Consider the following 12554-nt stretch of genomic DNA (forward strand, 5'->3'; position numbering starts at 1 on the left):
GTCCGCTTTCCCGCGGACGCACAACGATTCCGACAGAGACAACGACGCCGTGCCTTCCGCCCCCATCACCGCCATTGACAGCCACGCCCACGTGTTCGCGCGTGGCCTGCCCCTGGCGGCGACGCGCCGGCACGCGCCCGACTACGAGGCGACGCTGGCCGAGTACCTCGCGCTGCTCGACGCGCACGGCGTCTCGCACGGGGTGCTGGTGCAGCCCAGCTTCCTCGGCACCGACAACGGCTTCCTGATCGACGCGCTGCGCGCGGCCCCAGCCCGCCTGCGCGGCGTCGCGGTGGTCGATCCGCTCGTGGACGACGCCACGCTGCCGGCGATGGCCGAAGCCGGCATCGTCGGCATCCGGCTCAATATCGTGGGCATGCCGCTGCCCGATTTCGCCCGGCCAGACTGGCAGCGGCTCTTCGCCCGCGTGAATGCGCTGGGCTGGCATGTGGAACTGCACCGCGAATCGCGCGACCTCGCGCTCGCCGCGCGGCCCGTGCTGGATGCCGGGTGCGCGCTGGTCGTCGACCACTTCGGCCGGCCCGCATCGGCGCCCGACGATGAAGGCTTCGCCTGGCTGCTGCGCGCCGCGGACCGCGGGCGCATCTGGGTCAAGCTATCGGCCGCCTACCGCAACTGGCCGGCGGCCACCGATGCCTGCGCGCACGCCGCCGCGCAGGCGCTGCTGAAGGCCTTCGGCCCCGACCGGCTGATGTGGGGCAGCGACTGGCCTCACACCCAGCACCGCGAGATCGCCGACTACACCACCGCCCATGCGGCACTGGCCGGCTGGGTGCCCGACGCCGCCGTGTGCCGCCGGATCCTGGTCGACACGCCGGCGCGGCTTTTCAAATTCAAGACAGGAGACATCACCGATGACCAATGAAATCACCCGTGCGCGCCTTTTGCGCGCTGTTCCACTCGCGCTCGCCGGCGCAGCCCTGCTGCTGGGCAGCCTGGGCGCGCATGCCCAGGCGTGGCCGTCGAAGCCCGTGCGGCTGGTCGTGAGCTATCCGCCCGGCGGCACCGTCGATGCGGTGGCGCGCATCATCGCACCCAAGCTGTCGACGAAGCTGGGCCAGCCGGTGGTGATCGACAACCGCGGCGGGGCGGGCGGCGCCATCGGCGGCGACCTCGTCGCCAAGAGCGCGCCCGACGGCTACACGGTGCTGCTCGACGCCTCCAACCACGCGCAGAACCCGGCGCTGCGCAAGATGCCCTTCGACACGCTGCGCGAGCTCGCGCCGGTGTCGCTGCTGGTGAGGGTGCCCAACGTGCTGGTGGTGAATCCGTCGGCGCCGTTCAAGAGCGTCGCCGACCTGATCGCGCAGGCCAAGGCGAAGCCGGGCGCCATCAACTACGCCTCGTCGGGCAATGGCTCCGCCCAGCATCTCGCGGGCGAGCTGTTCGCCTCCATGGCGGGCGTGCAGATGACGCACGTGGCCTACAAGGGCGGCGGCCCGGCGCTCACCGACGTGATGTCGGGGCATGTGCCGGTGTTCTTCGCCAGCCTGGCTTCCAGCATGCCCTTCATCAAGGACGGCAAGCTGCGCGCGCTGGCCGTGACCGGCAAGGCGCATGCGCCCGCGCTGCCGCAACTGCCCACCGTGGCCGAGGCCGGCCTGCCGGGCTACGAGGTCTACGAGTGGAACGCGGTGTTCGTGCCGGCCGGCACGCCCACGCCGGTGGCGGAGCGCCTGTCGAAGGAATTCGCCGCCACTCTCAAGGACCCCGAGGTGCGCGGCCGGCTCGAAGCCCTGGGCGCCGAGGTGATCGGCTCCACGCCGGCCGAGCTCGACAGCTTCCGCCGCGCCGAGATCGCCAAGTGGACCCGGCTCGCGAAGGACAACAAGATCCAGCTCGATTGAGGCCGCAGCAGCCTCAGCCGCGCAGCATGGCCGCGAACGTGTCGGCGAAAGTGGGCCGCGAGCGCGCGAGCCACAGCGCCGACAGCTCGAAGGCCGGCAGCCCCGCGCCATCGCGCACCTCGGCGTAGCGCACGCCCTCGTGCCGCAGCGCGCGCACCGAGCGCGGCAGCAGCGACCAGCCAAGCCCGGCCGCCACGCAGGCCAGCACCGTCAGCGTGCGGTTGGCGTCCTGCACCACGCGCGTCTCGTGGCCGGCGCGTCGCAGCGCGCCCAGCAGCTGCGCGCGCAGGGCGGGAATCTGCTGCTCCGGAAACCACACCAGCCCGTGGCGCGCGACATCGGCGAGCGACACGCAGCCGTCTTCGTCGAGCGGCCATGCGGCGGGCAGCGCGGCGATCAGCGGCTCCTCGCCCAGCCGCAGCTCGTGCACCCGGGCCGTGACCGACACCGGCGGATGCAGCAGCGCGATGTCGATGCGCCCGCCTTCCAGCGCCGCCACCTGCTCGGCGTTGCTCATCTCGCGCAGCACCACGTCCAGTTGAGGATGCTCGGCGCGCAGCCGGCGCAGCGCGTTCGGCAGCACCTCGTAGACCGCATGCGTGACGAAGCCCACCGTGAGCTGGCCCGCGCGCCCCGCACCCATGGCGCGGGCGCGCTCGGTGGCCGTGTCTCCGTAGGCCAGGCTGGAACGCAGGTCGTCGATGACCGCCAGGCCCGCGTCGGTGAGCGCGGCGCCGCGGCGCGTGCGCGTGAACAGCGGGGTGCCGAGCTCCTTCTCGAGCCGGTTCAGCGTCTGCGTGAGCGCCGGCTGCGCCAGGCCCAGCCGCTCGGCCGCCTTGGTGAGGCTGCCCGCCTCGGCGATGGCGACGACGCAGCGCATCTGGCGGGTGTCCACGGCGGCGCCCCTGTTCTCGTCCTTCAGGCCGTCAGAAGGCTTCGCAGACGCGCAGCACCTCGCTGCCGTAGGCCTCGAGCTTCTTGGTGCCGATGCCGCTGATGCCCTGCAGGTCCTCCAGCGAGGCGGGCGCCCGCTCGGCGATGGCCGCCAGCGTGGCGTCGTGGAAGATCACGTAGGCCGGCAGGTTGTGCTCCTTCGCCACCTCGGCGCGCCAGGCCTTGAGCGCGTCGAAGCGCTTACGGCCCGTCTCGTCGAGCTTGGCGGCGGCCGGCGGCGGTGCGCCCTTGACGGTCTTCTCGCGCCGGGGCTTGCGCTCGGCGGGCGACGACACAGATTCGCGCAGTGTCACGCCGGTCTCACCCCTGAGGACCGCGCGCGAGCCCTCGGTGAGCTTCAGCGTGTTGAAGGCCTCGGCGTCCACCGCCAGCGCGCCGGTGGCGATCAGCTGGCGCAGCACGCCGCGCAGCGCCACTTCGCTGAACTCCGCGCCGATGCCGAAGGTGCTGATGCGCTCGTGCCCGAACTGCTTGACCTTCTCGGTCGGCTTGCCGCGCAGGATGTCCATGATGTGCCCCGCGCCGAAGCTGATGCCGCTCAACTGCTGCACGCGGTAGATGGTGCTCAGCAGCTTGCGCGCGGCATCGGTGCCGTCCCACACCTGGGGCGGGTTCAGGCAGTTGTCGCAGTTGCCGCAGGGCGTGCTCTTCTCGCCGAAGTAGCCCAGCAGGCGCACGCGCCGGCAGTCGCTGGCTTCGGCCAGCGAGAGCAGGGCGTCGAGCTTGCCGCGCATCACCTGCTTGAACTCCTCGCCGGCGGGGCTCTCGTCGATCATGCGGCGCTGGTTCACCACGTCCTGCAGGCCGTAGGCCATCCAGGCGTCGGCCGGGCCGCCGTCGCGGCCGGCGCGGCCGGTTTCCTGGTAGTAGCCCTCGATGTTCTTCGGCATGTCGAGGTGGCCGACAAAACGCACGTCGGGCTTGTCGATGCCCATGCCGAAGGCAATGGTGGCCACCATCACGATGCCTTCCTCGCGCAGGAAGCGGTCCTGGTGCTTCTGCCGCACCGCCGCATCGAGGCCCGCGTGGTAGGGCAGGGCGTTGATGCCCGCGTCGCGCAGCGACACCGCAACGTCTTCCACCCGCTTGCGCGACTGGCAATAGACCACGCCCGCGTCGCCCTCGTGCTCGCGCTCGATGAAGCGCAGCAGCTGCGTGGTGGCGTCTTTCTTCTCGACGATGGTGTAGCGGATGTTCGGCCGGTCGAAGCTGGAGACGAACTGGCGCGCATCTTCCAGCTGCAGCCGCTCGACGATGTCGGCCCGCGTGAGCGCATCGGCCGTGGCGGTGAGCGCGATACGCGGCACGCCCGCGTAGCGCTCGTGCAGCACGGTGAGCGCGCGGTACTCGGGGCGGAAGTCGTGGCCCCACTGGCTCACGCAATGCGCCTCGTCGATGGCGAAGAGCGAGAGCTTGCCGCGCTCCTTCAGCGAATCGAGCTGCGACAGGAAGCGCGGCGTGTTCACCCGCTCGGGCGCCGCGTACAGCAGCGTGATCTCGCCGCGCAGCATGCGGCGCTCCACGTCCTGCGTCTGTTCCCAGTCGAGCGTGGAATTGAGGAAGGCCGCGCTCACGCCCGCCTCGTGCAGCGCGCCCACCTGGTCGTGCATGAGCGCGATGAGCGGCGACACCACGATCGCCACGCCCTTGCCCGCGCGCTGCCGGGCGATGGCCGGGATCTGGTAGCACAGCGACTTGCCGCCGCCCGTGGGCATCAGCACCAGCGCGTCGCCGCCGTCCACCACGTGATCGACGATGTCCTGCTGGGCGCCCCGGAACTGCGCATAGCCGAAGACCTCGTGGAGGATGTCGGAGGGAGCGCTGCTGCCAGAGAGGTCGATGGGATGGGGGGCGAGTGAGGACACGTGCAGCGGTCGGGGAGGTCGAATTGCGGGAGGAAGAGGGCGGCCGTCGATTGTCCCCCAGCGCTGCAGATATGACTGTGGCACGAGCTTTGCAATGGTTGCCGCCGTCCTGCGTCCTTCCTGTCTAGACAGCAAAAAGGTGCATTTCCCAAGCAAATGCACCAGAAATGACCTTTCGGGTTATCCTGTATATACAAGTTGGGGCGCCTGGCAACAATGCGAGGCGTGCGTGACCCGGCCATCGGGCGCCGCGCCGAGCCTTTTTCCTTCAAAGAACAGACCCAGGAGTACCCATGGTCAAGACGGTAGTTGTGAAGTTCGCCTCGCTGGTTGCAGCGGGCGCATGTGCGGCGGGCATGGCCGGAACGGCCGCCGCCCAGGAAGTGACGAAGATTTCGCTCGGCATGTCCGGCTGGACCGGCTTTGCGCCGCTCTCGCTGGCCGACAAGGCCGGCATCTTCAAGAAGAACGGCCTGGACGTCGAACTCAAGATGATCCCGCAGAAGGACCGCCACCTCGCGCTGGCCTCCGGCGCGATCCAGTGCGCGGCCACCACGGTCGAGACGCACGTGGCCTGGAACGCCAACGGCGTGCCCATCGTGCAGATCTTCCAGATGGACAAGTCCTACGGCGCCGACGGCCTCGCGGTGCGCGGCGACGTGAGCAAGTTCTCCGACCTCAAGGGCAAGACCATCGGCGTGGACGCGCCCGGCACCGCCCCTTACTTCGGCCTGGCCTGGATGCTCAGCAAGAACGGCATGTCGCTGAAGGACGTGAAGACCACCACGCTGTCGCCGCAGGCCTCGGCCCAGGCCTTCGTGGCCGGCCAGAACGACGCCGCCATGACCTACGAGCCGTATCTGTCGACCGTGCGCGCCAACCCCGCCGCCGGCAAGATCCTGGCCACCACGCTCGACTACCCGATGGTGATGGACACCGTCGGCTGCGCGCCCACCTGGCTCAAGGCCAACGCCAAGGCTGCAGCCGCGCTCACCAAGTCGTACTTCGACGCACTGGACATGATCAAGGCAGAGCCCGGGAAGTCCAACGAGCTCATGGGCTCCGCCGTGAAGCAGAGCGGCGAGCAGTTCGCCAAGTCGTCGGCCTTCCTGCGCTGGCAGGACAAGGCCGCCAACCAGAAGTTCTTCGCGGGCGAGCTCACCAGCTTCATGAAGGAGGCCACGCCCATCCTTCTGGAAGCCGGCGTGATCCGCAAGGCGCCCGAGGACTTCTCGGTCACCTTCGATGCAAGCTTCGTCAAGTAAGAGCATGTCCCAGATGCCTTCCGCCGCGACGGTTGCGGCGCCCGCGCCTCAGCAGGCCGCCGCCAGGGCCGCAACGACTGTCGTCGCGCCCGCGCGCCGCCGCGCGCTCGCGCCGCTCGAACCCATCGGCACGCGCGCCCGCGCGCTGCTGGGGCTCGCGTTCTTCGTCGTCTTCGTGCTGGTTTGGGCCGTGGCCACGCTCGGCGGCTTCGTGCCGCCGACCTTCCTCGCGAGCCCGCCGACCATGGTCAAGGAAGGCTGGCTCCTCTTCACCGAGTACGGCTTCATCGGCGACATCGGCATGACCGTGTGGCGCGTGTTCGGCGGCTTCCTGCTGGCGGCCGTGTTCGCCGTGCCGCTGGGCATCGCCATGGGCACCTGGAAGACGGTGGAGGCCTTCTTCGAGCCCTTCGTCTCGTTCTGCCGCTACCTGCCGGCCTCGGCTTTCATTCCGCTGCTTATCCTGTGGGCGGGCCTGGGTGAAATGCAGAAGCTGCTGGTGATCTTCATCGGCTCCTTCTTCCAGATCGTGCTGATGGTGGCCGTCACCGTGGGCGGCGCGCGGCGCGACCTCGTCGAAGCGGCCTACACGCTGGGCGCCAACAGCCGCGGCATCGTGGCGCGCGTGCTCATTCCGGGCGCCGCGCCGGGCATCGCCGAGACCCTGCGCCTCGTGCTCGGCTGGGCGTGGACCTACGTGATCGTGGCGGAACTCATCGGCTCCTCCTCGGGCATCGGCCACATGATCACCGACAGCCAGGCGCTGCTGAACACCGGCCAGATCATCTTCGGGATCATCGTGATCGGCGTCATCGGCCTGCTTTCGGACTTCGCCTTCAAGGCAATCAACCGCCGCTTGTTTGCATGGGCAGCACTGTGATGTCGCAGAACCAACTTTCCATCCAGGGCGTCTCGCGCGTCTTCACCGGCACCAAGGGCCAGCGCACGCAGGCGCTGCAGCCGATCGACTTCGAGGTGAAGGAGAACGACTTCGTCACCATCCTCGGCCCCTCGGGCTGCGGCAAGTCGACGCTGCTGCGCATCGTGGCGGGGCTCGACTTCCCGACCAGCGGCCAGGTGCTGCTCGACGGCGAGCGCATCGACGGCCCGGGCGCCGACCGCGGCGTGGTGTTCCAGAGCTACACGCTCTTCCCGTGGCTCACGGTGGCGCAGAACATCCGCTTCGGCCTGCGCGAGCGCGGCATGAGCGAGGCCGACCAGAAGGAGCGCAGCGAGTTCTTCATCGCCAAGGTCGGCCTGCGCGGCTTCGAGAACCACTTCCCGAAGCAGCTCTCCGGCGGCATGCAGCAGCGCACGGCCATCGCGCGCGCGCTGGCCAACGACCCCAAGATGCTCCTGCTCGACGAACCCTTCGGCGCGCTCGACAACCAGACCCGCGTGCTCATGCAGGAGCTGCTGCTGGGCATCTGGGAGTCGGCGCAGAAGACGGTGCTGTTCGTCACGCACGACATCGACGAGGCGATCTTCATGGCCAACCGCGTGGCGGTGTTCAGCGCGCGGCCGGGGCGCATCAAGACCGAGATCGCGGTCGACTTCCCGCATCCGCGCAGCTACACCATCAAGACCTCGCCGGAGTTCATGGAAATCAAGGCACGCCTGACTGAAGAAATCCGCGCCGAATCGATGGCCGCGGCGGAGCACTGACAACACACGATGAAACGCGACCTGCCGACCCTCGCGCTCTACGCGCAAGTCATGGATCACATCTCCCGCAAGATCCAGGACGGGACGTGGCCGCCCGGCCACCGCCTGCCGTCGGAGCACGAGCTGGTCGCGCAGTTCGGCATGGCGCGCATGACGGTGAACCGCGCGCTGCGCGAGCTGGTGGAGCAGGGCCGCATCGTGCGCGTGGCCGGCGTCGGCAGCTTCGTGGCCGAGAACAAGCCGCAGTCCACGCTGCTTCAGATCGCCAACATCGCCAGCGAGATCCGCCAGCGCGGCCACGACTACCGCTGCGAGATGATCGCGGTCGAGCGCCTCGCCGCCTCGCCCGACGTGGCCGCCTGGCTCGACAAGCGCGCGGGCGACTCGGTGTTCCACAGCGTGTGCCTGCACCTGGAGAACGGCACGCCGGTGCAGCTGGAGGAGCGCTTCGTCAATCCGCAGGTGGTGCCCGATTACCTGGAGCAGGACTTCACCGCGATGCCGCCCAGCGAATACCTGGTGCGCAACGTGCCCTTCGACCAGATCGAGCATGTGGTCGACGCCGTGCTGCCCAACGCCGAGCAGGCCGAGCGCCTGGCGATGACGCCCACCGACCCCTGCCTCCTGCTCACGCGCCGCACCTGGTCGCGCAACGTCCCCGTGACGTGGGTGCGCTGCCTGCACCCAGGTTCGCGCTACAGCCTCGGTAGCCGCTTCAAAGCAGACGGCAACCCCAGCTTCGGCTGATTTTTTCGTCCTCAGAGACCTCCGCTTTCACTCGCAACTACTTGTATAGACAGGTTCACATGCCAAGCAAAAACACCGCCCATCCAGATGCCACCCTGACCCTCGTGCCCGGCGAGGTCGACCTCGCGACGCTGCGCCGCATCCAGGCCGGCGGCGTGAAGCTCGCGCTTGATGCGTCGGTGCGCGAAGGCATGCAGCGCGCCGAGGCCGCCGTGCGCCACATCGTCGAGAACGACCAGGTCGTCTACGGCATCAACACCGGCTTCGGCAAGCTCGCCAGCACGCGCATCGGCAACGACCACCTGGCCGAACTGCAGCGCAACCTGGTGCTTTCGCACAGCGTGGGCACGGGCGAGCCGCTGGCCGCGCCGGTGGTGCGCATGGTGCTTGCGACCAAGGCGGTGAGCCTGGCGCGTGGCCACTCGGGCGTGCGGCCCGCGCTGGTCGATGCGCTGCTGGCGCTGTTCAACGCGGGCGTCACGCCGAGCATCCCGTGCAAGGGCTCGGTCGGCGCTTCCGGCGACCTCGCGCCGCTCGCACACATGGCCTGCGTGCTGATCGGCGAAGGCCGGGCGACGCTGGCCGACGGCACCGTGGTCAGCGGCGCGCAAGCCATGAAGAGCATCGGCCTCGAGCCCTTCGTGCTCGGCCCCAAGGAAGGCCTGGCGCTGCTCAACGGCACCCAGGTGTCGACCGCGCTGGCGCTGGCCGGCCTCTTCGGCGCGGAGGACGTGTTCGCCGCCGCGCTGATGTCGGGCGCGCTGTCGCTCGAAGCCATCCAGGGCTCGATCAAGCCCTTCGACGCGCGCATCCACGCCGCGCGCGGCCAGCCCGGCCAGATCGCGGTGGCCGGCGCGGTGCGCACGCTGCTCGAAGGCAGCGAAATCGTTCCCTCGCACGCCGACTGCGGCCGCGTGCAGGACCCGTATTCGGTGCGCTGCATCCCGCAGGTGATGGGCGCGTGCCTCGACAACCTCGCGCATGCCGCGCGCGTGCTGGTGATCGAGGCCAATGCCGCGTCGGACAACCCGCTGGTCTTCTCGGACACCGGCGAGGTCATCTCGGGCGGCAACTTCCACGCCGAGCCCGTCGCCTTCGCGGCCGACATCGTGGCGCTGGCCGTCAGCGAAGTCGGCGCGATTTCCGAGCGCCGTCTTGCGCTGCTGCTCGACAGCGGCCTGTCGGGCCTGCCGCCGTTCCTGGTGCGCGACGGCGGCCTCAACTCCGGCTTCATGATCGCGCAGGTAACGGCGGCGGCATTGGCTTCGGAAAACAAGTCGCTCGCGCACCCCGCCAGCGTCGACAGCCTGCCGACTTCGGCCAACCAGGAAGACCATGTGTCGATGGCCACCTTCGCGGGCCGCCGCCTGGCCGACATGGTCAACAACACCGCCGTGGTCGTCGGCATCGAAGCCATGGCCGCCGCGCAAGGCATCGAACTCAAGCGCAAGCTCAAGAGCTCGCCGCTGGTCGAAGCCGAATTCGCCAGCATCCGCCAGAAAGTCGCCTTCCTCGAACGCGACCGCTACCTCGCCCCCGACATCGAAGCCATGCGCCAGTGGGCGCTGAAGGCCGAGCTGCCGGCCGCGCTGCTCGACATCCTGCCCAGTCACTCGTAAAACACATCCCGATTAGGAGAACCACGCCATGAACGCTCCCGAGAAATTCGCCCTGAACAACCCCGACGCCGCCGATCCGCGCCATGACCCGACCCGCGTGATCCGCGCCCCGCGCGGCAGCGAGCTCAACTGCAAGAGCTGGCTCACCGAAGCCCCGTTCCGCATGCTGCAGAACAACCTCGACGCCGAGGTGGCCGAGCGCCCGCAAGACCTCGTGGTGTACGGCGGCATCGGCCGCGCCGCGCGCAACTGGGCCTGCTACGACCAGATCCTCGCGTCGCTGAAAGAGCTGAACGACGACGAGACGCTGCTCATCCAGTCGGGCAAGCCCGTCGGCGTGTTCAAGACGCACGAGAACGCACCGCGCGTGCTGCTGGCCAATTCGAACCTCGTGCCGAAGTGGGCCAACTGGGAGCACTTCAACGAGCTCGACCGCAAGGGCCTCTTCATGTACGGCCAGATGACTGCCGGCAGCTGGATCTACATCGGCAGCCAGGGCATCGTGCAGGGCACCTTCGAAACCTTCGTCGAAGCCGGCCGCCAGCACTACGACAACAGCCTCGCGGGCAAGTGGATCCTCACGGCGGGCCTGGGCGGCATGGGCGGCGCGCAGCCGCTGGCGGCCACGCTGGCCGGTGCAGTGTCGCTGAACATCGAATGCCAGCAGTCGAGCATCGACTTCCGTCTGCGCACCCGCTACGTCGACAAGCAGGCGCGCGACATCGACCATGCCTTCGAGCTCATCAAGCAGCACTGCGACGCGAAGGAAGCCGTGTCGATCGCGCTGCTGGGCAACGCGGCCGACATCCTGCCCGAGCTGGTGAAGCGCGCGAAGGCCGGCGGCCTGAAGCCCGACCTCGTGACCGACCAGACCTCCGCGCACGACCTGATCAACGGCTACCTGCCTTCGGGCTGGAGCGTGCCGCAATGGCAGGCCGCCATGAAGGACGCCTCGCAGCACGACGCGCTCAAGAAGGCCGCCGCGAAGTCGTGCGCCGTGCACGTGCAGGCCATGCTCGACTTCCAGGCCATGGGCATCCCCACGGTCGACTACGGCAACAACATCCGCCAGGTCGCGTTCGACGAAGGCGTGAAGAACGCATTCGACTTCCCGGGCTTCGTGCCGGCCTACATCCGCCCGCTGTTCTGCGAAGGCAAGGGCCCGTTCCGCTGGGTTGCGCTTTCGGGCGACCCGGAAGACATCTACAAGACCGACGCCAAGATCAAGGAGCTTTTCCCCGAGAACAAGCACACGCACCGCTGGCTCGACATGGCGCGCGAGCGCATCGCCTTCCAGGGCCTGCCCGCGCGCATCTGCTGGCTGGGCCTGGGCGAACGCCACATCGCGGGCCTGGCCTTCAACGAGATGGTGAAGAACGGCGAGCTGAAAGCACCCATCGTCATCGGCCGCGACCACCTCGACACCGGCTCGGTCGCCAGCCCCAACCGCGAGACCGAGGCCATGAAGGACGGCACCGATGCCGTGTCCGACTGGCCGCTGCTCAACGCGCTGCTCAACACGGCGGGCGGCGCCACCTGGGTCAGCCTGCACCACGGCGGTGGCGTGGGCATGGGCTATTCGCAGCACTCGGGCGTGGTGATCGTGTGCGACGGCACCGATGCCGCGGCCAAGCGCATCGAGCGCGTGCTCTTCAACGATCCGGCCACCGGCGTGATGCGCCATGCCGACGCGGGCTACGACATTGCCGTGGCCACCGCGAAGAAGCAGGGCCTGAAGCTGCCGATGGTGAAGTGATGGCGGGCCGGCGGTTAAGTCGAAGGTAGAAAGAAAAAGCAGCCCCATTCCCACTCCCTGGGAATGAAGGCTTGGAAGTGGGAACGGCGGGCAAGATACTGCACGCCGGTTCCATTCATCCGATCGACCGCATGACGACCCCGACCGACGCCCCCGCCAACGACCGCGCGCTCTTCGTGCTGTCGGTGCTGGCGCAGAGCAAGGCGGCGATGACGGCCGCCGAGCTGGTGCGGGCCACCGGCCTGTCGCAGAGCACGCTGTACCGGCAGGTCGCCACGCTGCGCCGCTGGGGCTTCGTGATGGAGTCCGACGGCCGCTATTCGCCGGGCCCGGTGAGCGTGCAGCTGGCCACCGGCTTCGACGGCAACTCCGACCTCGTGATCGCCGCACGCGCCGACATGCGCGCGCTGGCGCAGCAGTCGCACGAGAGCGTGGCGCTGGTCACGGCGGTGAACGAGCGCGTCGTGTGCCTGGAGATGATCGACAGCGAGCAGTCGCTGCGCTGCTCCTTCGACCGCGGCCGCAGCGTGCCCGCGCGCGACGGCGCCAGCGCCAAGTGCCTGCTGGCCCACATGCCGGTCGACCAGCGCGACGCCCTGCTCGACGGCCTCGGCGAAAGCCCCGAGCGCCGCGCCGAGCGCGCGGCCGAGCTCGACGCCATCCGCGAAGCCGGCCATGCCGTCACCCACGGCGAGGTCGATGCCGGCGTCTGGGGCGCGAGCGCGCCGGTGCTGGCCCCGGGCCGCCGCCTGTGCCGCGACCTGCACGGCGTGATGGCCTATGCCGAAGACCCGTGCGGCGCCGAGGGCGTGTTC

The 12554-nt window shown here is 69.2% G+C and carries 11 protein-coding genes; 9 read left to right on the top strand and 2 right to left on the bottom strand.

The window, feature by feature from the left end:
* Nucleotides 1-49 precede the first annotated feature (49 nt).
* Entirely contained in the window at nt 50-886 is an 837-nt protein-coding gene (locus QMO14_RS27150; RefSeq protein ID WP_301510965.1) for an amidohydrolase, read from the top strand.
* Entirely contained in the window at nt 876-1868 is a 993-nt protein-coding gene (locus QMO14_RS27155; RefSeq protein WP_301510966.1) for a tripartite tricarboxylate transporter substrate binding protein, read from the top strand. The genes QMO14_RS27150 and QMO14_RS27155 overlap by 11 nt, the downstream gene beginning before the upstream one ends.
* 13 nt (nt 1869-1881) lie before the next feature.
* Here the strand turns inward: QMO14_RS27155 and QMO14_RS27160 are convergent, their stop codons facing one another.
* Together QMO14_RS27160 and recQ are read right to left on the bottom strand one after the other, a co-directional pair.
* On the bottom strand, nt 1882-2763 hold the full coding sequence (locus QMO14_RS27160; RefSeq protein ID WP_301510967.1) for a LysR family transcriptional regulator: 882 nt from the start codon (nt 2761-2763) through the stop codon (nt 1882-1884).
* Nucleotides 2764-2794: 31 nt separating this feature from the next.
* Nucleotides 2795-4687, bottom strand: a complete 1893-nt coding sequence (gene recQ, locus QMO14_RS27165) for a DNA helicase RecQ (protein WP_301510968.1) — start codon at nt 4685-4687, stop codon at nt 2795-2797.
* Nucleotides 4688-4980: 293 nt separating this feature from the next.
* On the opposite strand from recQ, the gene QMO14_RS27170 reads away from it, so the two are divergent.
* The 7 genes from QMO14_RS27170 to QMO14_RS27200 all read left to right on the top strand — a co-directional run.
* The gene (locus QMO14_RS27170; protein ID WP_301510969.1) at nt 4981-5952 is read left to right on the top strand and encodes an ABC transporter substrate-binding protein; all 972 of its coding nucleotides are present in this window, start codon (nt 4981-4983) and stop codon (nt 5950-5952) included.
* Nucleotides 5933-6832 (top strand): ABC transporter permease, encoded by a 900-nt coding sequence (locus tag QMO14_RS27175; RefSeq protein WP_301510970.1) that lies wholly within the window; start codon nt 5933-5935, stop codon nt 6830-6832. Before QMO14_RS27170 ends, QMO14_RS27175 begins: the two co-directional genes overlap by 20 nt.
* Entirely contained in the window at nt 6817-7617 is an 801-nt protein-coding gene (locus tag QMO14_RS27180; protein ID WP_301510971.1) for an ABC transporter ATP-binding protein, read from the top strand. The genes QMO14_RS27175 and QMO14_RS27180 overlap by 16 nt, the downstream gene beginning before the upstream one ends.
* 9 nt (nt 7618-7626) lie before the next feature.
* On the top strand, nt 7627-8364 hold the full coding sequence (hutC, locus tag QMO14_RS27185) for a histidine utilization repressor (RefSeq protein ID WP_301510972.1): 738 nt from the start codon (nt 7627-7629) through the stop codon (nt 8362-8364).
* A 59-nt stretch (nt 8365-8423) separates the two neighbouring features.
* Nucleotides 8424-9983, top strand: coding sequence for a histidine ammonia-lyase (gene hutH / locus QMO14_RS27190; RefSeq protein WP_301510973.1), 1560 nt, complete (start codon nt 8424-8426; stop codon nt 9981-9983).
* 28 nt (nt 9984-10011) lie between these two features.
* Nucleotides 10012-11739 (top strand): urocanate hydratase, encoded by a 1728-nt coding sequence (gene hutU / locus QMO14_RS27195; protein WP_301510974.1) that lies wholly within the window; start codon nt 10012-10014, stop codon nt 11737-11739.
* 131 nt (nt 11740-11870) lie between these two features.
* On the top strand, nt 11871-12554 hold a 684-nt coding region (locus tag QMO14_RS27200), incomplete at its 3' end, for an IclR family transcriptional regulator (RefSeq protein WP_301510975.1).

Origin of the sequence: Variovorax sp. CAN15, assembly GCF_030462475.1 — a bacterium.
Classification (GTDB): Bacteria; Pseudomonadota; Gammaproteobacteria; order Burkholderiales; family Burkholderiaceae_C; genus Variovorax.

Bases quoted from the DNA above. Each gene is read 5' to 3' on its own strand.
- QMO14_RS27155 (WP_301510966.1), top strand. From the start codon at position 876: ATGACCAATGAAATCACCCGTGCGCGCCTTTTGCGCGCTGTTCCACTC.
- QMO14_RS27170 (WP_301510969.1), top strand. From the start codon at position 4,981: ATGGTCAAGACGGTAGTTGTGAAGTTCGCCTCGCTGGTTGCAGCGGGC.
- QMO14_RS27175 (WP_301510970.1), top strand. From the start codon at position 5,933: ATGCAAGCTTCGTCAAGTAAGAGCATGTCCCAGATGCCTTCCGCCGCG.
- QMO14_RS27180 (WP_301510971.1), top strand. From the start codon at position 6,817: ATGGGCAGCACTGTGATGTCGCAGAACCAACTTTCCATCCAGGGCGTC.
- hutC (WP_301510972.1), top strand. From the start codon at position 7,627: ATGAAACGCGACCTGCCGACCCTCGCGCTCTACGCGCAAGTCATGGAT.
- hutH (WP_301510973.1), top strand. From the start codon at position 8,424: ATGCCAAGCAAAAACACCGCCCATCCAGATGCCACCCTGACCCTCGTG.
- hutU (WP_301510974.1), top strand. From the start codon at position 10,012: ATGAACGCTCCCGAGAAATTCGCCCTGAACAACCCCGACGCCGCCGAT.